This is a genomic window from Actinomycetospora corticicola, assembly GCF_013409505.1.
Classification (GTDB): Bacteria; Actinomycetota; Actinomycetes; order Mycobacteriales; family Pseudonocardiaceae; genus Actinomycetospora; species Actinomycetospora corticicola.
On record NZ_JACCBN010000001.1, the window covers coordinates 5,937,631 to 5,964,068 of the forward strand.

General features: G+C 74.6%; 31 protein-coding genes. 15 read left to right on the top strand and 16 right to left on the bottom strand.

Translation table 11 applies throughout. The features are described 5' to 3' along the window. Window positions 1–22 precede the first annotated feature (22 nt). Window positions 23–1,243, top strand: coding sequence for a helix-turn-helix transcriptional regulator (locus BJ983_RS28905; RefSeq protein WP_343054406.1), 1,221 nt, complete (start codon window positions 23–25; stop codon window positions 1,241–1,243). A gap of 28 nt (window positions 1,244–1,271) precedes the next feature. Here BJ983_RS28905 and BJ983_RS31325 read toward each other — a convergent pair whose 3' ends face one another. Continuing rightward, window positions 1,272–2,276 (bottom strand): ANTAR domain-containing protein, encoded by a 1,005-nt coding sequence (locus BJ983_RS31325; protein WP_179796974.1) that lies wholly within the window; start codon window positions 2,274–2,276, stop codon window positions 1,272–1,274. Window positions 2,277–2,508: 232 nt separating this feature from the next. Between BJ983_RS31325 and BJ983_RS31945 the strand changes: the two genes are divergently transcribed. After that, window positions 2,509–2,637, top strand: coding sequence for a hypothetical protein (locus tag BJ983_RS31945; protein WP_281376308.1), 129 nt, complete (start codon window positions 2,509–2,511; stop codon window positions 2,635–2,637). A 125-nt stretch (window positions 2,638–2,762) separates the two neighbouring features. Beyond that, window positions 2,763–3,719: a manganese catalase family protein gene (locus tag BJ983_RS28915; RefSeq protein ID WP_179796975.1), complete on the top strand. Its 957-nt coding sequence runs from the start codon at window positions 2,763–2,765 to the stop codon at window positions 3,717–3,719. Window positions 3,720–3,825: 106 nt separating this feature from the next. On the opposite strand, the gene BJ983_RS28920 is transcribed toward BJ983_RS28915, so the two are convergent. The 12 genes from BJ983_RS28920 to BJ983_RS28975 all read right to left on the bottom strand — a co-directional run bounded on the left by BJ983_RS28920 (window position 3,826) and on the right by BJ983_RS28975 (window position 11,615). Next, window positions 3,826–3,999 (bottom strand): CsbD family protein, encoded by a 174-nt coding sequence (locus BJ983_RS28920; protein WP_179796976.1) that lies wholly within the window; start codon window positions 3,997–3,999, stop codon window positions 3,826–3,828. A gap of 76 nt (window positions 4,000–4,075) precedes the next feature. Then, a complete protein-coding gene (locus BJ983_RS28925; protein ID WP_179796977.1) occupies window positions 4,076–5,242 on the bottom strand; it encodes a hypothetical protein in 1,167 nt (388 codons plus the stop codon). Beyond that, complete coding sequence (locus BJ983_RS28930) at window positions 5,239–5,826, bottom strand: alkaline shock response membrane anchor protein AmaP (protein WP_179796978.1); 588 nt, start codon at window positions 5,824–5,826, stop codon at window positions 5,239–5,241. The genes BJ983_RS28925 and BJ983_RS28930 overlap by 4 nt, the downstream gene beginning before the upstream one ends. Before the next feature lie 5 nt (window positions 5,827–5,831). Beyond that, window positions 5,832–6,425, bottom strand: coding sequence for a DUF6286 domain-containing protein (locus BJ983_RS28935; RefSeq protein ID WP_179796979.1), 594 nt, complete (start codon window positions 6,423–6,425; stop codon window positions 5,832–5,834). After that, window positions 6,422–6,820: an Asp23/Gls24 family envelope stress response protein gene (locus BJ983_RS28940; RefSeq protein WP_179796980.1), complete on the bottom strand. Its 399-nt coding sequence runs from the start codon at window positions 6,818–6,820 to the stop codon at window positions 6,422–6,424. Before BJ983_RS28940 ends, BJ983_RS28935 begins: the two co-directional genes overlap by 4 nt. Beyond that, window positions 6,817–7,023: a DUF2273 domain-containing protein gene (locus BJ983_RS28945; protein WP_179796981.1), complete on the bottom strand. Its 207-nt coding sequence runs from the start codon at window positions 7,021–7,023 to the stop codon at window positions 6,817–6,819. The genes BJ983_RS28940 and BJ983_RS28945 overlap by 4 nt, the downstream gene beginning before the upstream one ends. A gap of 48 nt (window positions 7,024–7,071) precedes the next feature. Continuing rightward, window positions 7,072–7,392, bottom strand: coding sequence for an Asp23/Gls24 family envelope stress response protein (locus BJ983_RS28950; RefSeq protein ID WP_179796982.1), 321 nt, complete (start codon window positions 7,390–7,392; stop codon window positions 7,072–7,074). Then, window positions 7,389–7,832, bottom strand: a complete 444-nt coding sequence (locus BJ983_RS28955) for an Asp23/Gls24 family envelope stress response protein (RefSeq protein ID WP_179796983.1) — start codon at window positions 7,830–7,832, stop codon at window positions 7,389–7,391. Before BJ983_RS28955 ends, BJ983_RS28950 begins: the two co-directional genes overlap by 4 nt. A gap of 93 nt (window positions 7,833–7,925) precedes the next feature. Beyond that, window positions 7,926–8,663 carry an Asp23/Gls24 family envelope stress response protein gene (locus BJ983_RS28960; protein ID WP_179796984.1) on the bottom strand — a complete coding sequence of 246 codons (738 nt, stop codon included), beginning with the start codon at window positions 8,661–8,663 and terminating at the stop codon, window positions 7,926–7,928. Next, entirely contained in the window at window positions 8,660–9,298 is a 639-nt protein-coding gene (locus BJ983_RS28965; RefSeq protein WP_343054407.1) for an RNA polymerase sigma factor, read from the bottom strand. Before BJ983_RS28965 ends, BJ983_RS28960 begins: the two co-directional genes overlap by 4 nt. A gap of 260 nt (window positions 9,299–9,558) precedes the next feature. Further along, window positions 9,559–10,449 carry a DUF2188 domain-containing protein gene (locus tag BJ983_RS28970; RefSeq protein WP_218890534.1) on the bottom strand — a complete coding sequence of 297 codons (891 nt, stop codon included), beginning with the start codon at window positions 10,447–10,449 and terminating at the stop codon, window positions 9,559–9,561. Window positions 10,450–10,628: 179 nt separating this feature from the next. Next, the gene (locus BJ983_RS28975) at window positions 10,629–11,615 is read right to left on the bottom strand and encodes an alpha/beta fold hydrolase (RefSeq protein ID WP_218890535.1); all 987 of its coding nucleotides are present in this window, start codon (window positions 11,613–11,615) and stop codon (window positions 10,629–10,631) included. Between the two features lie 80 nt (window positions 11,616–11,695). Here BJ983_RS28975 and BJ983_RS28980 point away from each other — a divergent pair, with 80 nt between their 5' ends. Genes BJ983_RS28980 through BJ983_RS28995 form a run of 4 tightly spaced genes read left to right on the top strand, consistent with a single transcriptional unit; the run spans window position 11,696 to window position 14,518 of the window. Continuing rightward, the gene (locus BJ983_RS28980; protein WP_179796986.1) at window positions 11,696–12,343 is read left to right on the top strand and encodes a hypothetical protein; all 648 of its coding nucleotides are present in this window, start codon (window positions 11,696–11,698) and stop codon (window positions 12,341–12,343) included. A gap of 29 nt (window positions 12,344–12,372) precedes the next feature. Continuing rightward, a complete protein-coding gene (locus BJ983_RS28985; protein WP_179796987.1) occupies window positions 12,373–12,672 on the top strand; it encodes a YrhK family protein in 300 nt (99 codons plus the stop codon). 4 nt (window positions 12,673–12,676) lie between these two features. After that, window positions 12,677–13,765, top strand: coding sequence for a glycosyltransferase (locus BJ983_RS28990; protein ID WP_179796988.1), 1,089 nt, complete (start codon window positions 12,677–12,679; stop codon window positions 13,763–13,765). A gap of 36 nt (window positions 13,766–13,801) precedes the next feature. Further along, window positions 13,802–14,518 carry a hypothetical protein gene (locus tag BJ983_RS28995; RefSeq protein WP_179796989.1) on the top strand — a complete coding sequence of 239 codons (717 nt, stop codon included), beginning with the start codon at window positions 13,802–13,804 and terminating at the stop codon, window positions 14,516–14,518. Here the strand turns inward: BJ983_RS28995 and BJ983_RS29000 are convergent, their stop codons facing one another. Then, window positions 14,519–14,773, bottom strand: coding sequence for a hypothetical protein (locus BJ983_RS29000; RefSeq protein ID WP_179796990.1), 255 nt, complete (start codon window positions 14,771–14,773; stop codon window positions 14,519–14,521). It abuts the gene before it with no gap. A gap of 341 nt (window positions 14,774–15,114) precedes the next feature. After that, window positions 15,115–16,038, bottom strand: coding sequence for a type IV toxin-antitoxin system AbiEi family antitoxin domain-containing protein (locus BJ983_RS29005; protein ID WP_179796991.1), 924 nt, complete (start codon window positions 16,036–16,038; stop codon window positions 15,115–15,117). A gap of 194 nt (window positions 16,039–16,232) precedes the next feature. Here BJ983_RS29005 and BJ983_RS29010 point away from each other — a divergent pair, with 194 nt between their 5' ends. From BJ983_RS29010 to BJ983_RS29020, 3 genes are read left to right on the top strand one after another with little or no spacing between them, the layout of a single operon-like run. After that, window positions 16,233–16,724 (top strand): VOC family protein, encoded by a 492-nt coding sequence (locus BJ983_RS29010; protein WP_179796992.1) that lies wholly within the window; start codon window positions 16,233–16,235, stop codon window positions 16,722–16,724. 40 nt (window positions 16,725–16,764) lie between these two features. After that, window positions 16,765–16,944: a hypothetical protein gene (locus tag BJ983_RS29015; protein WP_179796993.1), complete on the top strand. Its 180-nt coding sequence runs from the start codon at window positions 16,765–16,767 to the stop codon at window positions 16,942–16,944. 53 nt (window positions 16,945–16,997) lie between these two features. Beyond that, window positions 16,998–17,816 (top strand): TIGR03619 family F420-dependent LLM class oxidoreductase, encoded by an 819-nt coding sequence (locus tag BJ983_RS29020; RefSeq protein WP_179796994.1) that lies wholly within the window; start codon window positions 16,998–17,000, stop codon window positions 17,814–17,816. A 77-nt stretch (window positions 17,817–17,893) separates the two neighbouring features. Here BJ983_RS29020 and BJ983_RS29025 read toward each other — a convergent pair whose 3' ends face one another. Then, the gene (locus BJ983_RS29025; protein ID WP_343054408.1) at window positions 17,894–18,184 is read right to left on the bottom strand and encodes an IclR family transcriptional regulator domain-containing protein; all 291 of its coding nucleotides are present in this window, start codon (window positions 18,182–18,184) and stop codon (window positions 17,894–17,896) included. Window positions 18,185–18,308: 124 nt separating this feature from the next. On the opposite strand from BJ983_RS29025, the gene benA reads away from it, so the two are divergent. The 5 genes from benA to BJ983_RS29050 are packed head-to-tail and all read left to right on the top strand — an operon-like array spanning window position 18,309 to window position 26,438. Beyond that, window positions 18,309–19,718, top strand: coding sequence for a benzoate 1,2-dioxygenase large subunit (gene benA, locus BJ983_RS29030; RefSeq protein ID WP_179796996.1), 1,410 nt, complete (start codon window positions 18,309–18,311; stop codon window positions 19,716–19,718). 2 nt (window positions 19,719–19,720) lie between these two features. Continuing rightward, window positions 19,721–20,275: a benzoate 1,2-dioxygenase small subunit gene (benB, locus tag BJ983_RS29035; RefSeq protein WP_218890536.1), complete on the top strand. Its 555-nt coding sequence runs from the start codon at window positions 19,721–19,723 to the stop codon at window positions 20,273–20,275. A 9-nt stretch (window positions 20,276–20,284) separates the two neighbouring features. After that, a complete protein-coding gene (gene benC / locus BJ983_RS31950; protein WP_179796997.1) occupies window positions 20,285–23,086 on the top strand; it encodes a benzoate 1,2-dioxygenase electron transfer component BenC in 2,802 nt (933 codons plus the stop codon). A 5-nt stretch (window positions 23,087–23,091) separates the two neighbouring features. After that, entirely contained in the window at window positions 23,092–25,770 is a 2,679-nt protein-coding gene (locus tag BJ983_RS29045) for a LuxR C-terminal-related transcriptional regulator (RefSeq protein WP_179796998.1), read from the top strand. Beyond that, entirely contained in the window at window positions 25,767–26,438 is a 672-nt protein-coding gene (locus BJ983_RS29050; RefSeq protein ID WP_179796999.1) for a maleylpyruvate isomerase family mycothiol-dependent enzyme, read from the top strand. Before BJ983_RS29045 ends, BJ983_RS29050 begins: the two co-directional genes overlap by 4 nt.

Here is a 26,438-nt window from a genome sequence, read left to right on the forward strand (position 1 = left end):
GTCAGGGGAGGAGAGTGGAGACGTGGATCGGGAGGGGATCGACGACGGGTTGGCCGGGCTCGTCGTGATGCTGGAGACGGTGTCCGAACGCCTCGATGCGTTCCACCGGCTCGCCGGCGAGGACGGATCGGCGCAGGAGAACCGCACGATCCGGCAGGGCCGGGCCCACCTGGCCCGCGTGGAGGCCCGCCGGGTCCGGGACGAGGTGGCCGAGGTCCGTCGTCGGGCCCGGGATCTCGCGCGCCGCTCGGAGCTGATCCGGCACGTCGCGGCCACGGTCACCGCGTCCCCGCTCCCGGACGCCGACGGGGGGCCCGCCGAGCTCGCCGCCGCGCGGACCGCGGCGGCGGTCCGGCCGTCCGGCGACCGGCGGGACCGCCTCGTCGAGCTCGCGCGCCGGGTGACGCCCGGCGTGACCTGGTGCCGCTTCGTCGCCCCCGCCGGTGAGGTCTCGGCCTCCGCCGGGGCCCTCGCGGCGACCGCGGTCGACGCGGTCGACGCCGCCGTCCGCACCGCGCTCGCCGGGGGGACGGCCGAGGTGACGGTGTCCGGCGCGCCGGACGACCCGACCTGGGGCGCCGCGGCCCGGGCCGCCGGGGCGCGGACGCTGCTGCTGCGGGCCGTGGGCGATCGCGCGGGTCTGGTCCTCGGGTGGGGGCAGGACGTGGTCGTCGACGGGACCGCGCGCGCCGTGGTCCGCGGGGTCGCGCTGCAGCTCGAGCGGACGGAGGCCGTCCCGGCCCCCGACCTGACCGGGGCGTCCACGGTCCTCGCCCGGCACCTCGACCTGGCGGAACCCGAGGCCTTCGAGGTGCTGCTCGAGACGGCGACGGCCCTGCACGAGCCCGTCGTCGACGTGGCCCGGCACATCGTCTCGGCCCTCGTCCCGCCGCTGCGCGAGGAGCGGTCGGAGGCCGAACCCGCGGCCCTCCGCCGGGCCGTCGACTACATCGAGTCCCACGCCTGCGAGGACGTCACGCTCGACGAGATCGCCCGGGTCGCGCGGATCGGACCCCGGGCGCTGCAGCTGGCGTTCAACCGGCACCGCGGCGGGTCCCCGATGGCCTACCTGCGCCAGGTGCGGCTCGCCCGCGCGCACCGCGACCTGGAGACGGCCGACCCCACGCGCGGCGACACCGTCGCGGCCGTCGCCGCCCGGTGGGGCTTCGCCAACCCCGGCCGGTTCGCGACGATGTACCGCGAGAGCTACGGCGTGTCGCCGAGCCGGACGTTGCGGGCCTGACGGTCGGCGGCCACCCGGACAGCGGGACTCACTCCGTCGTGGGCCGCCAGGTCTGGTCCACCAACCAGGCCGCGACGTCGCGGAGCTTCACGTTCGTGGACTGGGAGGCCTCGGTCAGCCGGGCGAAGGCCTCGTCCGGCGAGATGCCGTCCCGGGCCACGAGGACACCCTTGGCCTGACCGATGACGTCGCGGCTGTCGAGGGCCCGCAGCAGCCCGGCGGCCCGCCGCGAGCCGAGCAGGAGGATCGCGGCCTGGCGGGCGAACAGCCGGCCGGCCGTCACGGCGGTGACCCCGAACGCGTGCGGCCGCGGGGCGTGGAACACCGCGGCGACGTGGGGCCCACGGTCACGGCCGCGGTCCTGGCCCGCCACGGTGAGGCGCACGGCCAGCAGGCTGACCGCGCCGACGCGCTCGGCATCGGCGGCGAGGCCCGGCCAGCGTCGGTCGTGGCGGAGATCGGGGACGTGGACGACGCCCTCGGCGAGCGCCGCCGTCGCGGGTCCGCCCCTGCTGCGGCGGACGTGCTCCGCGAGGGCGTCGAGCACGGGGTCGTCGCGGTGGAGCGCCTCGAACACGCCGCCGTCGCCGCACCACACGAGACCCGCACCGGCCGCGGCCGGGACCGCCGACCCGGCCGCCTCGAGGAGGCGGTGCCGCACGTCGTCGGGGTCCTCGAGACGGGCGTCGAGGAGCCGGTCCGCCGCGGCGGTCACCGCGTCCCACCAGGTGGCCACGGGGCCCGGCGCCTCGTCGTCGCGGGTCCGCCGGTCCCGCCGGTCCCGGCGGTCGCGCATGTCGGCGGCGACGGCCTCGGCGCGACGACGGACCTCCTCGAGGCCCTCCCGCATCTCCTGCGTCCGCTGCTGGGCGTGCGAGGCCCGCGTGCGGTGCATCGCCCCGGTTTCGGCGAGTACGGCGGCACCGTCCGGGGGCGTGCCCGTCAGGGCATCGAGTCGGGCGCCGACCCGGTCGAGCAGGTCGATCACCTCCGCGAGCGTGGCCTGCGGCTCGTCGGGCACCGTCGTCCTCATCTCCCGCTGCACGGCGCGGGCGCGCGCCGCCGGGCCGGCACCGGAGGCCGGCCGTCACACCCCTCGATCGGCCGCCCCCGGGGTGGAGCGGCGACCGCTGACACGCGCGAGCGGTCAGTAGACCGTGTGCCCCGTCATCGGGCAAGCGCACCCGCCACAGCCGGACGGTTGGGTCGGGTCCCCGGTCGGCCATCCGCTCGTGTCGTCCCCCGTCGACCCGAGGAGATCCCTGATGACGAGCCCGTCCGACCCCCCGCCCGACGACGACGCCGAGGACCGGTCGCTGGACACCGTGCCGGCCGACCAGGACCCGGCCGACGACCGCGAGGCGGCCGACCCGGAGCCCCCCGGGGACCGCTGAACCGGACGGCGGGGGAGATCCGGGCGTTTGCCCGACCGCCCCCGCCGTCCATCCGCGCCGCGTCGTCGACGCCGTTCCAGCCCCGGACGCGTCGCAGTGCCTTCATGTCCCCGAGGGGCTCCACCGTGTTCCTTCACGTCCAGCGCATGCTCAACGAGATCGCCCCCGACGAGCCGGACCCGGCCGCCGCGAACGCCCTGCAGGAAGGGCTGGGCGGCCAGTTCGGCGAGATGCGCACGATGATGCAGTATCTGTTCCAGAGCTTCAATTTCCGTGGCCCGACGGGCAAGCCGTTCCGCGACCTGCTCTACGGCATCGGCACCGAGGAGATCGGCCACGTCGAGCTGATCGCGTCCACCATCGCGCAGCTGGTGGACGGGTCGCCGCGCTACCAGGGCAACCCGTCGAACCTCGACGAGCCCGGCGCCGGGGGCGCGACGCCGCTGAACATCGCCCTGTCGGGCGGGAACATCCACCACTGGCTGGTCGGCGCCCAGGGCGCGCTGCCGGTGGACGCGCAGGGCGACCCGTGGACGGGGAAGTACGTCTACGACTCGGGCAACCTGCCGCTGAACCTGCTCTACAACCTCATGCTCGAGTCCACCGGCCGACTGCAGAAGTGCCGGCTCTACGAGATGACCGACAACAAGACGGCGCGGTCGACGATCGCGTACCTGATCGTCCGGGACCAGGCGCACGAGAACTCCTACGCGAAGGCGCTGGAGTGCCTCGGGGTGGAGTGGAACAAGCTCCTGCCGATCCCGAAGACGAACGCGGAGCAGTTCCCCGAGGTCAAGCAGCTCACCGACCAGGGTCTGCAGTCCAAGCAGTACACGTTCAGCCTCGACCAGCTCTCCGAGGCGGGCCGGATCATCCAGGGCACCTCGCCGTCGAAGGACGGGACCTCGATGTCCATGGAGCAGGCGCCCGAGGGCATCCCGTTCCCGGGGATCGCCGTCGAGCGTCCGGAGGAGTTCGGCCCGGGTCTCGACCCGGACCTGATGGAGCTCGTCCAGGCCACCGCCGAGATGGAGATGCAGGCCGAGAGCGCCCCGCCGCAGTGGGGTCCGGCGAACGCCTGACCATCCTTCGGTGACCGGGGTCCCGATGCGTCGGGACCCGGGGAACGACGAACGGGCCGCCCGTCGCCTTCGAGGGTGACGGACGGCCCGTCCGGAGTGGGGGCGATCAGGACTTGAAGGCGTCCTTGATCTTCTCGCCGGCCTGCTTGACGTTGGCCTTGCCCTGCTGGGCGCGACCCTCCGCCTCGAGCTTCTCGTTGCCGACGGTCTTGCCCACGGTCTCCTTGACCTTGCCCGTGAGCTCGTCGATCTTGTTGCCGGCCTTGTCGTCCGCGCTCATGTGGACTCCTCTCTCCTGGCGGCTCTGCTCACCGCCACTGGCTGGCTAGTACCCCGTCCAGGGGTACGTGTTGCACCTAGGCCAGCGTGATTTGCAGCTGGCCGGTGCGGGGGCTCGCGACGTAGACCCGTCCCGTGCCGAGGGCGATCAGGTCGGGCTGCGCGATCGTCGCGAGGTCGAGCACCACCCGCGGCTGGTCCACCGAGCTCAGGTCGACCGCCACGAGGCGGTCCGTCCCGGTCAGCGTGACCCACAGGCGGTCGGTGGTCGCGTCGTACGCCGTCCCGTACGGGGCGGTCGACGCGCCGAGCTGGATCGGCGCCAGGGGCGCCGGGCTCTGCCCGCTGAGGTCGTAGCGCCGGATCACCCCGGCGCGGGTGTCGGTGACGAGCAGCCGGCCGTGCCGGTCGATCGTCACGCCGGTCGGACCGTCGCCGGCCGGCACGGAGGTCTGTTCGCGCAGCGTGGCGAGGTCGACGAGATGGACCACGTTGCGGGCGGTGTCGAGCACCGCCACGCGGTCCCCGGCCACGGCGATCGCGACCGGGCGGCCCAGACCGCCGACGCGACCGGCCGCGCGGCCGTCGCGCAGCACCGTGAGGCTGCCGTCGACGTCCACCCCGGCGGCCTCGCGGCGCGCGTCGCCGGCGACCCCGGTCGCCGCGACCAGGAGCTCCCCGGCCGGACCGACCGCGAGGGCCTGCGGTCCGGTCGGCGCGCCCTGCGGGGCGTTCGTGTCGGACCCGGAGGGCAGGGCCACCCCGACCAGTCCGCTCGACGGGTCCGCGAGCACGAGGCCCGAGCGGTCGGTGCTGGGGACGGCGGCCCGCGGGCTGCCGGTCACGGTCGAGCGGGTGGCGACGGCCGCGGTGTCCGGGTTCACCTGCACGGTCGCGGCGGACCCGGACCCGGACCCGACCAGGGTCACCACCGCCCGCTGGTCGACGGGGGAGACGGTCAGCGTGGTGGCGGCCCCGTCGCCGAGATCGAGGACCCGGCCGGAGGGGGCCGCGGTGGCCTCGGGCGAGGTGGCCGGCTGCGCGGTCGCCGGGGGTGCGGTCGGCGCGGCCGGTACCGGGGAGGCGCCCGGGGCCTGGCCGGCACCGGGAGCCGCGGTGGCCGACGGGGCGGCGGTGGAGGTCGGTGCCCCGGTGTTCGGGGGCACCACCAACGGGGTGTCGGCGCAGGCGCCGAGCAGGGCCGCGAGGGCCACCGTCACCACCGCGGCCCGTCGGGCGCTCACGCGACCCGCCGCTCGTCCCGGCCGCCGCGCCCGGTGCGCAGCAGCAGCTGCGTGGGCAGCGTGTCGGCGCCGAGTGCGGTGCGCAGCCGCGGCAGGGCGTGCTGCTCGAGGTGCGCCCGGGCGGCCGCGGCGTCAGCCTCCGCGTCGACCGCGAGCTCGACGTACAGCGTCGGACGCGGGCCGGGGGCGGTCAGCCGCGCGGTGGCGTCGGCGATCGCGGGGTGGGCGGTGAGGTCGTCGCACAGGGCGTCCGCGATCACCGAGGACGACGCGGTGGTGCGGCCCTCGACGGGTCCCGCGGACTCGGCCGACCACGGCGAGCCGGCGGGCCGGCGCCGGGCCTGGGCGATCAGCCAGCGCAGGGCGAGCAGCCCCACGACGATGCCGACGACGGCCACGACCCAGGCGGCCCAGGAGGGCAGCGAGGACGACGGCACGACCGCGGCGTTCGACGCGATCAGCGGGAGCTGCCCGGTGGAGATGCCCGCGGCCAGCAGTGCCGCGGCGATCAGGACGATCCCGATCACCGCCAGCAGGCTGCGGTTGAGCCGGGCGGGCGGATTGGTGGCACGGCCACGAGCCATGACGATCACCGCTCCTTGCGGGTGGAGGACACGCTCACGCGCAGCCGCGGACGACGGGCGAGACCGAGCGTGTCGAGGTCGGTGGACAGGGCGGACTCGACGGCTTGGCGCAGCTCGTCGGTGGTCGCCCGGTGGGTCCGGGCGATAACCTTGATGCTGCGCTTCCGGACCGTCGCGGAGGCGCCGGTGACGCCCTCGACGGTCTGGGCGCGGCGGCGCAGCCGGACGCCGAGGTCGTGGCGGTGCCAGCCGGCCTCCTCGACGCCGCCGCCGGACCAGGGACCCCACTCGCCGGTGTCGCCGGTGGTGGCGGGGGCCGGCCCGGAGGTGGTGGACAGGGGCAGCACGTGGGACGGCCCGGGCAGGATCGCCGCGAGCAGGAGCACGAGGCCGACGAGGGCGGCCGCACCGGCCGCGATCAGGACGGCCGGGGACTCCCAGGCGACCCCGGACAGGGCCGAGGGCACGGCGTCGAGCGACACGACGGGCGTGCGGCCGAGCAGCGTCTGGATGGCACTGGTCGCCGCGAGGGCCCCGAGGGCCAGCAGCACGAGGGCCACCAGCAGCGCGGGCACGGTGCGGCGGGGTCGGCGGGTCATGAGACCTTCCTCCCGGTCGGGCGCGGCGCGGCGCCGGTCAGCACGCTGACCGTGACGTCGATCCGCGTCACCTGCAGTCCCGTGTACTCGTCGATCCGCGTGCGGATCCGATCGCGGGCGGCGTCGGCGGTGGCGGCCAGGCCGTACGGGTACCGCACGGCCGTCTGGAGGTCGGCCTCCACCTGGTCGCCGCTGCGTCGTACTCCGGCCCGGGCCGAGCGGCCGAGCGTGCCCGACCTCGAGGTCGTGTCGACCCCCTCGATCTCGGCCGCGGCGGCGACGACGAGCTTCTCGACGACCGAGTCCGCGATGGTCAGCGTTCCCCGGTCATCGGCGGACGCGGGCACGGACACCGGCGTGGTGACGGGATCGAGGTCGGTCGTCGCCGCGGTCACAGTCGGTTCCTCCCCCGGTCGGCACCACGGAGCTGGTCGGAGATCTCGGCGAGGTCGAGCTGCCCGTCGAGCCATCGGCCGACGGCGAGGCCCACGGCGCCGAGGACGAGGACCAGCAGGAAGGCGCCGAAGCCGCCGAAGGCGCCGGCGAAGCCGAGGGCGATGCCGATGGCCAGCCCCAGGACGGTGTTGGTGGTGAACATGGGATCTCCTTCTCCGGGAGGGGGGTGGGGCGCGGTGCGCCCGCTCGGTCAGATGACGTCGGCGACGGTGACGTCGGCCGGGAGGCCGGGGGCGAGCGCCGCGACAGCGGCGCGGACCTGCTCGCCGACCCGGTCCAGGACCGCGCCGTAGGGCGCGGTCACCGCGATCTCGAGTCCGACGGCGCGGCCGTCGACCTCGAGGACCCGGATGCCCGGCACCCGTCGTCCGGGGAGCAACGTGGCGACGGCGCCGTGCGCTCCGGGGTGCAGGCCGGCCACGAGGGGGCAGGCCTGCACCGCGGCCGCGATCCGGTCGACGTCGAGCCCGTCGATCACCGCGGGGGTGGAGTGGGGCCCGGGGGAGCTCATCGCACGCGGGCGGGCTCGGCCGGGGTCTCGTCGGCGCCGTCGTCGTCGCTGGGCAGGTGCAGGTCGACGACGTCGACGTTGACCTCGGTGACCTCGAGGCCGGTCATCCGCTCCACGGCGGAGATGACGTTGCGGCGCACGGAGCGCGCCAGCTCGGCGATCGCGACGCCGTACTCGACGACGATCGTCAGGTCGACGGCGGCCTGGCGCTCGCCGACCTCGACCGAGACGCCCTGGGTGACCGACGAGCGGCTGCCGGGGATGCGCTCGGTGATGGCGCCGAAGGCGCGGGCGGCGGACCCACCGAAGCCGTACACGCCGTTCACCTCGCGGGCGGCGAGACCGGCGACCTTGGCGACGACCGCGTCGGCGATCGTGGTCTTGCCCTGGGTGCTCTCGAGCGCGCCGGTGGCCTTCGGGGTGGTGGCCGGGGTGGTCATCGCGGTGTCCTCCTTCGCGTCGACGGGGGCCGCCCCGGGTGGGCGGCCCTGCCCGTCGAACTCAGTGGTGAGACACCTGGTCGCGCACGATCCTCACGCACCTTTCGAGTGAGCTGGCTCTCCCGCCGGATCCCGGGGCATCAGGACCTCGTCGATGACGACGGAGACCGACACCGGCTCGAGTCCGGTGTAGGCCCGGACCCCGGCGACGACGGCGGCGCGGACCTGCTCGGCGAGCGCCACGAGGTCGCGGCCGTAGTCGGCGGCCAGCACGATCTCGATCGCGGTCGACGCCCCGGCCACCCCCGCACTCGCGCGTGGTCCACGCGCCATGTCCGCCGGTTGGGCGGCGTGCACCGAGGTCTCCGGATACTGCGGGTCCGGGTCGCCGTGACGATGCCCGGCCCGGTCGAGCTTGCCCAACGCGCCGCGCACCCCGGCCACCCGCGCGGCGTGGTGCCGCGCGATGGAGGCCACCACCCGCCCGGAGATACGGGTGTGCCCGAACCCTTCGTCGAGGCGGGCGAACTCCGGGTCCTCGCTGACCCCGCGGATGCTGGAGAGCACCGAGTCGAGCACCCCCGGCGGGGCCTGCGGCCGGTCCGCCGCCACGCTCCGCATCGGTGCCCACAGGCGGTCGAACTCGGCCAGCGCGGCCTGGCAGTGCAGACAGCCGCGCTGGTGGTCGTCCCGAGCTTCGGCGCCGTGTTCGGCGACCTGGTCGAGCAGCTGCTGCGGGTCCCGCCCGCACGGCAGCACGGACTCGGCGTCGAGCAACTCGACCGCCGACTCCGACGAGGCGGGGGTGCCCGGAGCGGGCCCGTCGGTCATGACCAGCTCCTCATCGACTTGACCAGCTGCGCGCGGCCGCGCGCCAGCCGGCCGCGGACGGTGGCCTCGGGGACCTTGAGCACCGCGGCGGCCTGGGCGTAGCTCAACCCCTCGAGCTGGATCAGCACGAGTGCGACCCGGAGTTCCTCGGGCATGTCGGCCAGCGCGGCGATCCCGGCCTCCAACTCCTGGCCGGCGACCACCCGGGCCTCCGGGCCGGGCGCGGTGGGGTGGGTGGCCTCGGTGAGCTCCTCGGTACGCCGCCGGCGCCGCCTCAGGTTCAGACACCGGTTGACCACCACCCGGTAGAGCCAGGTGGTGAACGCGGCGCTGCCGGTGAAGCTCGACAGGCCGGTCCAGAGCTGGATGGCGATGTCCTGGGTGACGTCGTCGGCGTCGGCGGGGTCGGCCAGCACCCGCAACGCGATCCGGTAGATCCGGTCGCGGTGACGGCGCAGCAGCTCCTCGTAGGCCTCGACGTCCCCGGCGACCACGCGACCGACCAGCCACCGGTCGACGTCCGGGTCGTCCCCGGGCCCGCGCGGGGCGGGCCTGGTCGAGGCGGCGCTGCCCGCGGCGGCGCCGGCAGGGGGCGCGTCCGGTGGGGGATCCGGATCGAGCAGGGACGCCTCCACCCGGTCCACCATGACCTTCCACTGGGTCGTGACCCGCTGCCCGAGCCACGCCTCAGCAATCCAGTACCCGGATGGTTGAACGCTCTCCCATTGCGTGCCACCGATCACACGGCCGGGTGAGAACGACTGGGCCGTCCGTGGTGATCGGCGCGTGCACCGGGTCGCGGCGGGGCGCCGAGCGCCCGGTCCCGACGGACGGGACCCGGACACAGATCGGCGCCGGACCCGTGTCGGGTCCGGCGCCGATCGGAGCATCGTCGTCAGCGGTTCGCGAGCTTGCGCGCTCCGCGCTCGGCCTGGGCGCTGCCGCGGGCCGCCCCGAGGCCGACGAGCCGCAGGCCGCCGGTCGCCACCGCGCCGACGACCCGACCGGTCACGCGCACCGGGTTCAGGAGCACCGCGAGCCGGTCGAACGGCGTCGCGGCCGCCTCCGTGGCGGCGTGGATGGCGTTCCCGGTGCGGTCGGCGACCGAGTCGAGCTCGCGCTGCGCCCGCTGTCCCTCGCGTGCGGCGCGGTCGGTGGCGTCCACCAGCCGCTCGCCGGCGTCCTCGGCGGTCTCCCCGACGACGGACGCGGCACGGCGGCCGAGGCCCCGGGCCTCCCCGGCGATCTGACGGCCGGTGCGGTCGGCCTGGTCGGCGACCTGGCGGCCGGTCGTCTGCGCGATCGACGAGACGTCGCGGGCGGCGGAGCGGGCCGACTTGGTGCCGGAGCGGACCTCCTCGACCTCCTGCGCCACCCCGTCGGCGGCGGCGGCCGCGGTGGCGGCGACCTTCTCGGCGCCGTCCTGGGCCTGCCCGGCGGTCTTCTTCCCGACCGTCCTCGCGTCGGCCGAGATCTCCTCCGCGTCCTCCTTGACGGCCTTGCCGGCCGCCTTCGCCGTCTCCTTGCCCTTCTTGCCGGTCACGGCGGTGGCGAGCTCGGTGGCGATCGCGCCGGCGTCGTCGGCGGCCCGCTCGACGGTGCGCCGCTCGACCTCCTTGCCGTCCAGGTCGTGGACGATGACGGCCCCGCCGCCGTCGTTGGCCACGATCTCGACCGCGCGGGCGATCGCCTCCGCCTGGACCGCGAGCACGGCGCTCGCCCGGCTGGCGTCGGTCTTCTCGACGGCCCAGCCGTCGTCCACCGCGCGTACGTGTCGATCCGACATGGTTGTCCTCCCGTGTGTTCGAGTGGCTCGTCGTCCGCCTCGTGTCCGGCGCATGACCCGGACGGACTCCACGAGGCGATTTCCCCCTACGACACGCCGGGCGCCGGATCGTCATCGACGTGTCGCGTGAGCCCCGACACACCGCAGTCCGGGCGAAGCATCCGTCGTCGGGACCGCGGTCAGCCCGGCGCGGGCTCGAGGTCCGCGTGGGCGGCGATGCGGGCGGCCTGCTCGCGGACGCTGCGGTGGCCGGGCTCGGTGCCGTCGAGGAACTCGACGAGCAGCGCGGTGAACCGGGCCGGGTCGTCCGCGTGCGGGAAGTGTCCGGCGCCCTCGAACAGCTCGAGCCGGCTCCCCGGGATCAGGGTGTGCGCCCGGTGGCCGTGCGCCACGGGGATCATGGAGTCGGCCGTGCCCCAGACGATGAGGGTCGGCAGGCCCTCGGTGAGGTAGAGCCGCTCCGTCGCGCGCACCCGTTGTCCGCCCGGGTCGAGGACGCTGCGGGCGGTGTGCAGGAACGCCCGGCGGTGGTCCGGATCGGCGAGCGAGGCGAACGCCCGGGCCGACTCGCCGACCGAGCCCCGCAGCAGGCCGAGCCCGGGCAGCGTGTGCACGGCCCGGTCGATCCCGGCGGCGACCTGACGGTTCGCGAGGACGGGCAGCACCCACTCGGCGCCGGGGAGGGTCGCGGCGCGCAGGACCGGGCTCACCTCACGCCCGAGGCCGCCGGACGCGACCAGCACGAGCCGGTCGCAGTGCTCGGGGAACTGCAGCACGAACTGCTGCACCACCCCGCCGCCGAGCGAGTGCCCGACGACCGCCGCGTGGTCGTAGCCGAGGACCGCGAGCAGGTCGCGCAGGCCGGTGGCGTAGCCGCCCAGCGAGTAGTCGGCCCATGGCGCGGAGGACGACCCGTGACCCACCAGGTCGGGGACGATGACGTGCCGGCCGTCACGGCGACGGGCGAGCTCGGCGAGCACGGGACCCCAGGTCGCCGCGCTGCCCGCGATACCGTGCACGAGCAGGACGACCTCGCCGTCGGGATGGGTCCACGGCCCGTCGTGGTCGGGCCCGACGTGGTGGGCCGGGATCGACTCCCAGAACCCGACCGACTCGCCGTGCACGGTCACCGTGCGCCGGCGGGTGCGCCGGCCGTGCGTCTCCATGGAACGGGTTTCCCGACGGCGGGTGCCCGGGCACGTGACGCCGACGACCCGGCCGGATGTGGCCGGGGGATCATCGGGGGATGACCCGCGTCGAGGAGCAGCGTCCCGTGGTGCCCCGGGTGCTCGCGATCCTCGGTGTTGCGGTCCTCGGCGCGGCGCTCGGCGTCGGGGTGGTGCTCGCGGCCTCCTCCGCCGGGCTGCGGCCCTGGCGCTATCCCGGTCTGTCCCCGCTGGTCACGGTGTCCTACGCGCTGGTCGGCACGCTGCTCGGAGCGCTCTGCTGGTACCTCGTGCGCCGGCGGGCCCGGCGTCCACGCGCGGTCCTGACGTGGTCGGTCGCCGCGGTCACCGTCGTGTCCCTGGGCGCCGACGTGGTCGCCGCTCTGAGCAGCCGGCTGCTCGTCGGCCTCCTCTCCGCGGTGGCGCACGTGGTGGTGATCGCGACGACGGTGGCCGTGCTCGGCTGGGCCCTGCCCGTGCCGCCCGACGACCGGGCGCGGGAGGTGCCGCCCGGCCGCTCCTCGCTCTCCCCGGCCCGACGTCGGGTCCTCGCCGTGCTCCTCGTCGTCGCGGCGGGGGTGTGGGTGGTGGTCAACAAGGCCGTCGAGGGCCCGACCCTGCTCGTGATCACCACGCGCCACGGGCTCACGGTGGCCGACCTGTTCTCGATCGCGGCGCTGGTCGCCGCGGGCCACCTGCTGCGACGCGGTGACGAGAGAGACGGCTGACCGACGGCCCGGGCGGGAACTCGGCCGTCATGCCGCCGACGGACACCCCGCACCCGCTCGTCCTCACCCTCGGAGATCGTGAGCTGGTCATCCGACGGCGCTACCAGGCGCTGTCGATCGTCAACGACATCCTCGTCGCGATCTGGTTCCTGGTCGGCAGCATCATGTTCTTCTCCGAATCCTGGACCTACACCGGGACGTGGTTCTTCGTGATCGGCAGCGTCGAGCTGCTCATCCGTCCCGTGATCCGGCTGGCCCGGCAGATCCACCTGCAGCGCCTCCCGGGCGGGCAGGGTCGCCGCGCGACCGAGTCCGAGCACGACTTCTGACCGCGTGCGGACCCTGCGGATCGTCCCGCACCTGCGCAGCTCCGTCGTCGAGGAGATGCCTCCGGACCAGGCGCTGCTGTTCACCTCGGAACGCGACGACACCGACGTCTCTCTCTACGCGCACCGCGACGTGCGGCCGTTCTCCTGGCCCGCGCTGGTGCGCGCCCTGCGCGACCCGGAGCTCGAGCTCCTCGAGGTCGCCGAGCCCCTCTGGACCGCGGAGTGGGTCCGGGCGCTGCGCTACGCCGTGCTCGCCCGGCTCCTGCGACCCCGCTTCCCCCGGTCCCGACGCCGGGTCGCGGTCGCCACCTACGCCATCGAGAACCTCGACGCCCACGACCGGCTCCGCCGGTTCCCGGACCGGCCCCTCCTCGGGCCCGTCGTGTCCCGGCTCCGGCTCCTCGCGACGGGGGCCTCGATGCTGCTGCTCGACGCGGTCGTCTTCGGGACGACGGGCGCGGCGGAGAACCATCGCCGGGCCTTCGGGTGGGCGCTCCGGCGGACCCGGCACGCCGTCCTCCCGCCGCGCTTGGGTCCGTGCAGCGTGTGCGGACCGGTGGACGGCGCCGGCGAGCGCGAGCCCACGGTGCTGTTCCTCGGGACGCCGAGCGAGCGGAAGGGCTTCGGCTCGCTGATGGCGGCGTGGGAGCTCAGCGGCGCGACGGACCGGGGCTGGCGGCTGCTGGTCGCGGACCCGGAGGGCGCGCGCGAGCACGACGGTCTGCCGACGGGCGTCACGGTGCGGGTCGCCCCACCGCGCGCCGAGGTGCACGCCCTCCTGCGCACCGCCGCCGTCGTCGCCATGCCGTCGGTGCGGCGGCCGGGGTGGCGGGAGCAGATCGGGCTGCCGCTGGTGGAGGGGCTCGCCCACGGCTGCCGGGTGGTCACCACCACCGAGACCGGCCTCGCTCCCGACCTCGGCGACCACCCGCAGGTGGTGCTCACCGCCCCCGGTGACGTCGACGACCTCGCCGACGGGCTGCGCCGCGCCATGGCGCCGGCCCCGGCCGGGATGTCCGCCTACTCCGGGCACACGAAGGGCGACGTCGTCGCGTGGTGGCTCGACGCCGTGGGGGCGCGCAGGGGGACGTGAACGCCGTCCCGACGACGGGCCGGGGATGCTGCGCGGGTGCCTCCCGACGCCGCACCCCTCCGCTCCCGCCGTGCCGCGCTGGGCGTCCTCGCCGCCGGCCTCGCCGTGCCGGCCCTCGCCGCCTGCTCCTCGGGGCACCACCACGCCGAGGCCGCCGTCGCGTCGGCGACCGTGGGCGCACCCCGCCCCGGGACGACGATCATGATCGTGCGGCACGCCGAGAAGCCGGCCGGGTCGACGAAGGGCGTCGATGCCGACGGCTCCGCGGACGAGGAGGGCCTGACCGCCCGGGGCTGGTCGCGGGCCGGTGCCCTCGCCACGCTGTTCGCCCCGCTCGTCGGCCCGGTCCGGGCGGGCCTCGTGCGGCCGACCGCCCTGCTGGCGTCGGACCCGGGGAGCGACGGCAGCCGCCGTCCGGAACAGACCCTCACCGAGGTCTCGGCCACCCTGCGGCTGCCGGTGTCCGCGACGATCCGGAAGTCCGACCACGCCGGGATCGCCGCCGCCCTCGTGGCCGCCGGTGGCGCGCCGTTGGTCGCGTGGCAGCACCAGGACATCCCGGGGATCGTCGCCGCGCTCGGGACGGTCGCGCCCACCCCGCCCGCGGTGTGGCCGGGGGACCGGTTCGACGTCGTGTGGATCCTCCGGGCGCAGGGCGACGGCTGGTCGTTCACCCAGGTCCCGCAGCTCCTGCTCGCCGGGGACTCGCCGGAGCCGATCACGACGGCGGGCCCCGGGGGCGACGACGACTGATCACTGGTCGGGGGGCGGGTCTTCGGAGCGCTCGGACTGCTCGGGCCGTTCGGGTCGCTCGCCCTCGTAGAGCCGGCGCAGGATCTCCTCCTCCTCGCCGACCGGTTGCCCCCGGTCGAGACGGCCCAGGACGACGCGCTGCCACACGGCCATCACCGCGTCGTGCGTCGCCGGGCGCAGCGCGTCCTCGACGGCGTCCGACAGCTCGGGCCCGGGGCCCTGCCGCTCGGGTTCTGGTTCGGGTTCGTGGGTCACGGGCCCACCTCCGTCGGTCTCGGACCGTCCAGCATGACCCCGTCCCGCCCCGTGGGCGAACCGATCATCCGTCGTCGGGAAGGTCCGCCCGACGGCCACGCCCCCCGGGCCGCCGACCGCGGACTCCCGTGCAGCCGCGCCGTCCGCCGACCGAACCGCTTCTCAAGATCCGAACTCGTGGGGCGTGTCTTCCCGCAGCCCGGGCGCGTCGCCACGACGTTCGGGATCTTGATGCAGAAGAACGGGTGTCGAGCGGGCACACCGCTCCGTGGCCGGCGGCCACGACGCCGGAACCGCCTCCGACGAACGCGGTCTCGACGGGGTGGTTCCCGTCGGCGTCGTCAGAGCCCGCTCCGGCGGCGCTCGGCCAGCGCGCCGGCGACGTTCGCGCGGAACGTCCCGGGCGACCCGGTGAGTTCGAACCAGTTCGTGCGGATCACCACCCAGCCCTGCAGCACGAGGGCGTTCTGGCGGGCGCTGTCGCGTAGGAAGGCCCGGAGATCCCGGTGGTACGCCCATCCGTCGATCTCGACGAGCACCCGGTCCTCGCGGAACGCCAGATCGAGCACCGCCCGTCCGTAGCCGGGCAGCAGCACGTCGAGATCGGCCACCCACCCGACGATCCCCGCGTCCGCCAGGACCCGGTGCGCGACCCGTTCGGCCTCGGAGCGGGCGCCGCCCCCGGCCAGGTGCAGCAACACGGCGCACACGCCCGCGCCGCGACGCCCGGAGCTGCGCAGGTGGGCCCCGCGCAGCGCGTCGAGCCCGACCGTCCCGGCCAGCAGGACCCGGTCCATCAGGTGCGCCCCGGCGACGAGCCCGAGGGCCGCCACCGCGGTGAGCACGGTGACGGCCTTCTTCGTCACCGCGACGCCGTGCACCACCACCCGGTCCTCGGGTGCCACCGCCCGACGCACGATCCGCACCCCCGCCCGAGGTCGCGGCTGCGCCGGGGGCGTCACCGCGATCTGCACCTCGGCCGGCGCCACGTCGGTCATCCGCCACCAGAACGCCGCCGACCCGCCCACGAGCGTGGCGCCCGGACCGACCGAGAGCATCGCCGCGCGGATCCGGGACCGCGGGGTGTCGGCGTGCTTGGCCGACCGCAGCACCCCCGACGTCACGCGCACCCACTCCCCGCGTGCCACCCGGGCGGCGATCATCGTTCGGCTGTACCCGGCCTCCTTCGCCTGCTCGACGGCGAACACCCCGTCCTGGTCCCGGATCCGGTCCCACAACCACGCCGCACCACGTCCGCTCTCCACATGGGTTCCGACGCAGCCCGACCGTCCGCGGACCCATGTCCGACCAAGATCCGAACTCGTGGGGCGTGTCTCCTCGCAGCTCGGGCGCGTCGCCACACAGGTCGAGATCTTCGAACCGCCGCGCCGCCCGTCGTCGGGAATTGGTTGACGATTGAACGAGTTGGAGCCGGTGTCGCCGAGCTGGGGAGAACCGCATGAGCACCACGCACGACATCGCCGCCGACCGCGCCGCCCTGCGGGCGGAGTTCCTCGCGCCGGCCGAGGAGCGGCCCGCCTCGAGCGCACGGGGGCTCCACCACACCGCGCTGGTGTCCTCGGACGTCCGGCGGACGATCGAGTTCTACCAGGGCGTCCTCGGGTTCCCGCTGACCGAGCTGATCGAGAACCGGGACTACCCGGGGTCGTCGCACTTCTTCTTCGACATCGGCAACCAGAACCTGCTGGCGTTCTTCGACTTCCCCGGCCTCGATCTCGGGCCGTACGCCGAGGTGCTGGGCGGCCTGCACCACGTGGCCATCTCGGTCGACCCGCAGCGCTGGGAGCAGCTGCGCGGGGCGCTGACCGACGCCGGGGTGGAGCACGTCGTGCACAGCGGGGTGTCCATCTACTTCCGCGACCCCGACGGCGCCCGCATCGAGCTCATCGCCGACCCGCTCGGCGAGATGTACGGCGAGATCGTCCTCTGACGGGGTTTCGGTCGCGGGTCGACGGGGAACGCATGCGCCCGTGCGTGACGACGAGTACCGCGCCCTGACCGAGTGGCTCGCCGAGGGCCCCGCAGGGATCGGCAGCGAGACCGCGGAGGGGGAGCTGGCCGCCGACTGGCAGCGGTCGGTCAGCGCCGTCCGCTGGTCACGGCTGTGCCGTCACCGTGGCGTGGCCACGCCCGGGGCCGCGTCGGCCTGAGCCGGTCCGTCCGGACGCTGGCGCTCCGGGGACCGCACGGCGATCATGACCGGGTGAAGTACGGGGTCGTGCTGTTCGCCACCGACGAGACCATCGCTCCTGCGGTCGTCGGGCCGGCGCTCGAGGAGCGGGGGTTCGAGTCGCTGTTCGTGCCGGAGCACTCGCACATCCCCGCCCGCCGGGAGAGCCCGGCGCCGGGTGGCGGTGAGCTGCCGCGCCACTTCTCCCGCACCATCGACGTCTTCGTGACGCTGTCGGTGGTCGCGGCGACGACCACGCGCCTGACGCTGGGGACGGGGGTGGCCCTGCCCGCGGAGCGCGACGTCTTCCACACGGCGAAGCAGGTCGCGAGCCTCGACCTCGTGTCGGGCGGCCGGGCGCTCTTCGGCGTCGGCGCGGGATGGAACCGCGAGGAGGCGGCGGACCACGGGATCGACCCCCGCAGGCGCGGGCGCATCCTCGACGAGAAGCTCGCCGCGATGGCCCGCATCTGGGCCGACGACGAGGCGGAGTTCCACGGCGAGTACGTCGACTTCGACCCCATCTGGTGCTGGCCGAAGCCGGTGCAGACGCCCCCGCCGGTGTACGTCGGCGGTGACAGCGACGCCGCCCTGCGCCGCCTGCGCGACCACGGGCAGGGCTGGCTCCCCGACAGCGGTGACGCCGGTTCCTACCGCACGGTCCGCGACTGGCTCACCGACGAGGGCCGCCCCGACGTGCCGTTCACCGTGTTCGGGGCCGACGCCGACACCCTCGACCCGGCGGGCTACGAGGACGTGGGCGTCGACCGGATCACCTTCTGGGTCGACCCGGGCCCGGAGCGCGACGTGCTGGCCCGCCTCGACGCGATCTCGGAGCGCTGGATCCGCTGACCCCTCGTGGCAGGAACGCGTCGTTGCTGTCACCGGACGACGGCAACGACGCACCGCTGCCAGGTGGGGGAGGAGGGTCACCCCGGCTCGCCCGCGATCCGTTCCGCGGCCGAGGTCAGGGCGGCGACCCACTCCGCGAGCCGGTCACGCCGGAAGCGGGCGGTCGGCAGGGCGATCGACAGGGCGGCCCCACCCGGCCCCGGGACGGCGACGCCGATCCCGGTCAGCCCCGCCTCGGTGCGCCCGTCGTTGATCGCGAACCCCTGGCGGCGGAAGCGCCGGAGGTCGCGCAGCAGGGCCTCGACGTCGGGAGCAGGCGAGTGCGCGCGGCAGGGCGAGCCGGCGGAACTCGTTCGGCACAGCGGCACGGTAGGCCCCGGCGGCGTGCTCCGGGGGCACAAGACCTAGGTCAGGACTAGGTATCTGGCCGGTGCGTCGTGTGCCATGGCGGGGGACGGTGGTGACACACCACCCCACCATCTGGAGGACGCGATGACGCAGAGCCTCGAACGAGCCGAGCAGGTCCTCTCCGACGCGGTCGTGGACGACCGCGAGGCCGGGGTGGTGAAGGCCAACCGTCGGATCTTCACCGACGAGGAGATCTTCGAACTCGAGATGAAGCACATCTTCGAGGGGAACTGGGTCTACCTCGCCCACGAGAGCCAGGTCGCGGAGCCCGGGGACTACTTCACCACCTCCATCGGCCGGCAGCCGATCGTCATCACGCGCGACAAGGACGGCGCACTGCACTGCCTGATCAACGCCTGCGCGCACCGCGGGGCGATGCTCTGCCGCAAGAAGCGGGACAACCGCAAGACGTTGACCTGTCCGTTCCACGGGTGGACCTACCGCAACGACGGCACCCTGCTCAAGGTCAAGGACCCGGAGGGCGCCGGCTACCCGGAGAACTTCAACACCAACGGCTCGCACAACCTCGTGAAGGTGCCGGTCTTCGAGAGCTACCGCGGGTTCCTGTTCGGCAGCCTGAACCCCGACGTCGTCTCCCTGGACGAGCACCTCGGGGACACCACCGAGATCATCGACATGCTCGTCGACCAGTCGCCCGAGGGCCTCGAGGTGCTGCGCGGCTCCTCGACCTACACCTTCGACGGGAACTGGAAGGTCCAGGCCGAGAACGGCGCCGACGGCTACCACGTGACCGCGCTGCACTGGAACTACGCCGCCACCACCTCGCGTCGCCAGAGCGGCGAGTCGAAGAACGAGACCAAGGCCCTCGACGCCGGGGGCTGGGGCAAGTCCGGCGGCGGCTACTGGTCCTACCCGAACGGCCACCTGTGCCTGTGGACCTGGAAGGCCAACCCCGAGGACCAGCCGCTCTACAGCGAGATCGACAGCCTCAAGGAGCAGTTCGGCGACGCGACCGGCGACTTCATGGTGCGCGGCTCCCGCAATCTGTGCCTCTACCCGAACGTCTACCTGATGGACCAGTTCTCGACGCAGATCCGGCACTTCCGCCCGATCGCGCCGAACCAGACCGAGGTCACCATCTACTGCATCGCGCCGAAGGGCGAGAGCGACGAGGCCCGGGCGAACCGGATCCGGCAGTACGAGGACTTCTTCAACGCCTCGGGCATGGCCACGCCGGACGACCTCGAGGAGTTCCGCGCCTGCCAGCTGACGTTCCGGGCCACCACCGCGCCCTGGAACGACATGACCCGCGGGGTGCAGCACTGGATCGACGGTCCCGACGAGGTCGCGCGGTCGCTCGGCATGGACGGCGTCATCTCCTCGGGCGCGAAGAACGAGGACGAGGGCCTCTACCCGGTCCAGCACGGCTACTGGCTCGAGACGATGCGCGCGGCGCTCGGGCGGGAGACGCAGCATCGAGGGGAGCACGCCGATAGGGGAGCTCGACCCTCTCAGACCGAGAAGGAGGCCTGATCATGACGACCACCGAGAAGGCCGTCGAGAACGGCCGCGACGCGGACACCCCGGGGAGCGGGAACGCCCTCATCACGCAGAACCTCATCGAGCAGTTCCTCTACCGCGAGGCGCGCTATCTCGACGACCGCGAGTTCGAGCGCTGGCTCGAGTGCTACGCCGACGACGTCGTGTACTGGCTGCCGTGCTGGGACGACGACGACACGCTCACCCAGGACCCGCAGCGCGAGATCTCGCTGATCTACTACCCGAACAAGGGCGGGCTCGAGGACCGGGTGTTCCGCATCCGCACCGAGCGTTCCAGTGCGACGTCGATCCCGGAGCCGCGCACCAGCCACAACATCTCGAACGTCGAGGTGATCGAGCGGACCGGCGACCTGGTCGACGTGCGCTTCAACTGGCACACCATGTACTTCCGGTACAAGACGGTCGACCCGTACTACGGCACGTCGTTCTACACGATCGACTTCTCCGGCCCGTCGCCGCTGATCCGGCGCAAGACCGTGGTGCTGAAGAACGACTTCATCCACCACGTCGTCGACATCTACCACTTCTGAGGAGGGGTCATGACGACGAGCTTCGACGTCGCCCTCGCCTTCGAGGACGGTGTCACCCGCTTCGTGACGTGCCGCGAGGGGCAGACCGTGATGGACGCGGCCTATCGCTCGAAGATCAACATCCCGGTCGACTGCAGTGACGGCGCCTGCGGTACCTGCAAGTCCTTCCTCGAGTCCGGCCGGGCCGAGATGGACGACTACGTCGAGGACGCGCTGGCCCCCGACGAGGAGGCCGCGGGCTACGTCCTGACCTGCAGCCTGACGCCGAAGTCGGACCTCGTCGTGCAGATCCCGACCACGTCCGCCGTCGCGCGGACCAGCGCCGGGAGCTTCACCGCGACCATCGCCGAGATCGAGCGGCTCTCGGAGACGACGGTGTCGTTGACGCTCGACTGCGAGGACCGGGAGAAGCTCGTCTTCCTGCCCGGGCAGTACGTCAACATCGCCGTGCCGGGCACCGACCAGACCCGCTCGTACTCGTTCTCCTCCGGTCCCGACGACGGGCCACTCAGCTTCCTGATCAAGCTCTCGCCGGGCGGGGTCATGTCCGAGTACCTCGACCAGTGGGCGTCGGTCGGCGACTCGCTGCAGTTCACCGGGCCACACGGCAGCTTCTTCCTGCGGGAGTCCGAGTCGCCGCTGCTGCTGCTCGCGGGCGGCACCGGGCTCGCCCCGATTCTGTCGATCCTGCGGCGGCTCCGGGCGACCGGCAGCACGCGCCCCGCACACCTGATCTACGGGGCGACCACCGACGACGACGTCGTCGAGCTCGAGACCCTGCGCGGACTCGAGGAGTCCCTGGAGAACTTCACCTGGGTGCACACCGTCGCCGCCGAGGACACCACGGCCGAGCGGCAGGGCTACGTCACGGCCCACACCGAGCCGGGACACCTGCACGACGGCGAGGCCTCGGTCTACCTGTGCGGGCCCCCGCCGATGGTCGACGCCGTCCGGCGCGACCACGCCGAGCGCGGGTTCGAGCCGGCCGGCTTCTACTACGAGAAGTTCGCGCTGGCGGCGAAGCCGGACTCCGAACAGGACGCCGCGGCCGACCTCGAGGGTGCCGAGCCCGAGACCGACGCGACCACCCCCGACGTCGGGACGGTGGAGGGCGCGGCCGAGGAGGCCGACGACCGCCCGACCCCCGCTCCCGTCGTCCTCGACCAGGAGCCGTCGGCCGGGCTGCTGGAGAGCGGTGAGGGGCGCGAGCTCGACGGGCGGACGATGCTGCCGCGCACCGGGCTCACGCCCCTCGGCGCGGACGCCCGGGTGGCCGCCGCGTCCGACCTCCCGGACGGGAGCCCCGTCGAGGACCTGCCCCGGAGCGTCCTCGGCCGGGTCGTGCTCCCGGCTCGCGACGACGGGGACGGTCGGGTGACCGACGACGACGGCCTGCTCGTCGCCGCGGACGCCCGCGGCGTCCTCGGGCAGGACGTCTTCGTGTCCGGCGGGATCGAGCCGCTGGTCGCGCCGCGCACCCCGGAGCCGGAGGCCGTCTCGGTGCCGGGGACGGTGACGACCGACGGCTACGAGATCGGCGAGCAGCACCCGTCGATCCAGGTCTCGGACGCCATCTTCGACGCGCGCCGGGCCCTGGAACTGGGCGCCCTGGAGCTGACGATCGGGCGGGTCACCTCGCGGCAGATCGCGGGGTACCGCGTGCTCGCGGAGTCGACGGTGCCCTGGGTCGACGTCGAGAACGAGCGGTTCACCGACGCGCACGCCTACACCGAGTCGAACGCCGCGTTCCACGACTACCTGTTCACGCTGACCGGCAACAGCCACCTGCTGCACGCCTACCAGGACCTCGGCGTGAAGGGGCACATGGAGGAGTCGCTGCGCTCCGCGACCTGGTGCGACCCACGGTGCGCCCAGGACCACCTCGACATCGTCGACGCGATGGAGTCCGGCGACCGCGAGGAGGCGCGCCGGCTGTTCTCCGAACACGCCGAGCGGTCCAAGGCCACCACGCGGCGGGCGATGAACGAGCGGCGGGCCTCCCGCCGCCCCCGGTTCGTGACGCCGGGTCGCTTCGCCGACCAGGTCGTCGTCGTCACCGGCGCGGGGCAGGGCATCGGCGAGACCACGGCCCGCCGCATCCACGCCGAGGGCGGCCTGCTGGTGCTCGCCGACCGCGCGGACACCGTCAAGGAGCTGGCGGCGGAACTCGTGGAGGACCGCAGCCCCGGTGTCGGCGACGCCGTCGCGGTGCTGGCCGACCTCGAGACGTTCGAGGGTGCGCAGGCCGTGGTCGACGCGGCGATCGAGCAGTTCGGACGGGTGGACGTCGCGATCCACACCGTCGGCGGGACGATCTGGGCGAAGCCCTTCGAGCACTACCCGCCCGAGGAGATCCAGGCGGAGATCCAGCGGTCGTTGTGGCCCACCCTGTGGGGCTGCCGGGCGGTCGCGCCGCACATGGTCGAGCGGGGAGCGGGGACGATCGTCAACGTCTCCTCGGTGGCCACCCGCGGCATCCACCGCGTGCCCTACGCCGCGGCGAAGGGCGGGGTCAACGCCATCACCTCGGCGCTGGCGCTCGAGCTCGCGCCGCACGGCATCCGCGTCACGGCCACCGCGCCCGGCGGGACCGACGCGCCCGAGCGGAAGACCCCGCGGGGCCCCGGCCCGGCGTCCGACCAGGAACGGGAGTGGTACCAGGGCATCGTCGACCAGACGAAGGACTCGTCGCTCATGAAGCGCTACGGCACGCGGGACGAGCAGGCCGCGGCCATCTGCTTCCTGGCCTCGCCCGAGGCGTCGTACATCACCGGGTCGGTCCTGCCGGTGGCCGGCGGGGACCTCGGCTGACCGCGGTGACCACCGGACCGGACCCCGTCGCGCGCGACCGCAAGGAGATCCGTCGGGCCCTGCTCGACGTCCTCGCGGACGGCGGCGGTCCGGTCCTGCTCGACGGCGGGATCGGCGCGGGCAAGAGCCGGCTGCTGCGGGAGGTGGTGGCCGGGACGGACCGGGTCCGGCTCGCGGCGACCGCCGTCGACTGGGAGCAGGACCAGCCCTACGCCGTGGTCGCCCAGCTGCTCGGGGTCGCGGTCGGCGACCTGGCCGGGGACGACCCGTTCGCCGCGGCCGGCCGCCTCGCCGACCACGTGGGCGACCGCCCCGCGGTCGTCGTCGTCGACGACGCGCACTGGTGCGACCTGCCGTCGTTCCGGGCGCTCTCGACCCTCGCCCGTCACCACCGCGGCACGCCCGTCGTCGTCCTGCTCGCGGCCACGCCGGGCGGGGCGCGTCCGGAGCTCGCCGACCCGATGCGGCGCGCGGCCGAGCTGTCGCTGACCCTGGGGCCGCTGTCGGCGCACGAGGTCGAGGAGCTGTGCACCGAGCAGGGGCGCCCGCTCCCGCCGTGGTCGGTCCAACGCCTGACCCGGCACACGCTGGGCAACCCCCGCCACGTCCTCGCGCTCCTCGACGAGCTCGACGGGTGGGACACCCCGGACCTGCGGTTGCCCGCGCCACGCGAGATCGCGGTGCGGGTCGGGGAGCAGATCGCCGGACTGGGAGCGGACGCGCGGACCCTCGTCGAGACCGTCGCGTGCTTCGCGGAGCCGGTGGGCCTGGACGAGGTCGCGCGCACCGCGGAGCTCGACGACGTCCTCGAGCCGTTGAGCGAGGCGGCGCACCGGGGTCTGGTCGTCCGGTTCGGCGGACGCTCACTGCCGGTCGTCGGCCCGGGCGACCCGATGATCCGGGCCGCGGTGCTCGACCTCGTCGGACCGCACCGCGCCGCGGGCATCCGACGGCGGGCGGCCGCGGTGGTCGCCGACCCGCAGCGCCGGTTGACCCTGCTCGCCGCGGCCACGCCGGGGCAGGACGACGGGCTGGCGGACCGGCTCGACGAGCTGGCGACGCGGAAGGCGGGTGACGGTGCCTGGTCCGACGCGGCGTACGCCCTGCTCGAGGCGAGCCGGCTGACCGGCCGGCCCGAGGACCGCGAGCTCCTGCTCATCCGCGCGGTGGACGCGCTGATCGGAGCGGGCGCGGTCGTCGAGGCCGAGGCCCTCATCCCCGCCGTCGAGAACCTGCTCGACACCGCGATCCGGAACTCGGTGCTGGGCTACCTCGCCATCCTGCTCGGGCGGACCGCCCAGGCGGAGCGGGCGCTGACCCGCGCCTGGGAACTCCGCGACGAGGCCACCGACCCGGACACCGCGGCGTGGATCTGCCAACGGCGCGTGCTGCACGCCCTGTGCTGCGGGGACGGCGCCGATCTCGTCGCGTGGGCGGACCGGGCCACCGCGCTCGTCGGCGCCGAGCACCCGGCCGCCGTCGAGGCCCTGGCCATGCGCGGGCTCGGCACGGCGGCCTCCGGCCGTCCCGAGGAGGCGCTGGGGGAGTACCGCGACCTGGCCGTCCAGGTCCTCCGCGGACCGCAGGTCCAGCGGATCACCATGGGGCACGGCTGGCTCCACCTCGTCGTCGGGAACCTCGACGAGGCCCGGGCGGACCTGGAGAGCGCCGTACCCACCACCACCCTCGGCGGCTCGTCGCGCATCTCGCTGTGGGCCGCGGGCTGGCTCGCCCGGGCGCACTTCCTCGCCGGGGACTGGGACCTCGCCCTCCGCGTGGTCGCCGACGGCCTGCGCCGGGCCGAGGCGTCCGGGATCGCCATCGTCACGCCGCTCCTGGGCTGGACGGCGGCCCAGATCCACAGCCTGCGCGGCGACCCCGACCGAGCCGAACGCGTCCTGCGCGACACGAACGCGGGCGCCGAGGGCTACGAGATCATGGCGGTGCCGCGCCGGCTGGCCCGCGCGGCGCTGGCCGAGGCCCGCTCCGACTACGGCGCCGTGGTCCGGGCCCTGCGCCCGCTGACCGTCCGCGGCGACGACAGCACGGTCGCCCGCCCCGGCTGGTGGCCGTGGCGCGACGTCTACGCGAACGCCCTGGTCCTCGAGGGCCACCTGGACGAGGCCGAGGCGTTCCTCGCCGAGCACGAGTCCCGGGCGGAGGCCCACGGCAACGCCGCCGAGTGCGCCCGGCTGGCCTGGGCACGCGGCCGCCTGCACGCCGCGCACGGCGACGCGGACGCCGCGCGCGAGTCGTTCGAGACCGCGATCCGGGCCCTGGACGGCATGTCGTTGCGGTGGGACCGCGCCCGCGCCCACTTCGCCTACGGCGGCTCGATGCGCCGGCTCGGGCGGCGCCGCGAGGCCGACACCGTGCTCTCCACCGCGCGCGAACTGTTCCTCGCCCTGGGCGCGACCAGCTACGTCGCGCGCTGCGACCGGGAGCTGCGCGCCGGCGGCGTGCACCAGAGCCGGACCGGCCGGGACGCGAACGGCCTGACGTCGCAGGAGACGGCCGTCGTGCGGCTGGTCAGCACCGGCATGTCGAACAAGGACGTGGCGGCCGAGCTGCAGGTGTCGCCGAAGACCGTCCAGTACCACCTGACCCGCATCTACACGAAGGTCGGCGTCCGGTCGCGCACCGAGCTCGCCCGGCTGCACGTCGAGGAGGAGTCGTCGGCATGAGCGCCCCCACGAGGACCGCCCGCTCCGTCGTCAGCGACCTGGGGGTGATGGAGCGCGAGGCGGGGATGGCGATGGCCACCGTCGTGAGCCTCGCCGACGACGAGCTCGACCGTCCCACCGGCTGCGCGGACTGGACCCGTGCGGACCTCGTCACCCACCTGACCCGGGGTGCCCACGAGCTCGCCGACCTCGTCGGACCGGTGTCCGAGCGCCCGACGGCGGCGTCCACGTCGGCGCGGGAGCTGGCCCGCGCCCTGGACGCGGCGAACCGACGGCTGTCGGCGGCCCTGTCCCGGCTGCGGCACGGGGCGGAGCAGGAGACGGTCGAGGTGCCGTCGTACGGCGAGGTCAGCGTGTACGCGCTCCCGGCGCTGCGAACCGCCGAGCTGGTCGTCCACCACCACGACCTGTCGACGACGTGGGAGTGGCACGAGGCCGCGCCCGATGCCCTCGTCGACGCGATCGAGGCGCGGGTCCTCCGGATGCGGGCCGAGCCGACCGGCCCCGGGTTGCAGGTCGTCGCCCGCGAGGGGGAGGAGTGGACCGTCGGGGACGGCGTCCACCGGATCGAGGGGTACTACGAGGAGCTGCTGCCCTTCCTCGCCCGCGGGGAGGTCGAGCCCGGTCTGCGGATCGTGGGGGAGCCCCCCACGCTGCCGGCGTGGTGA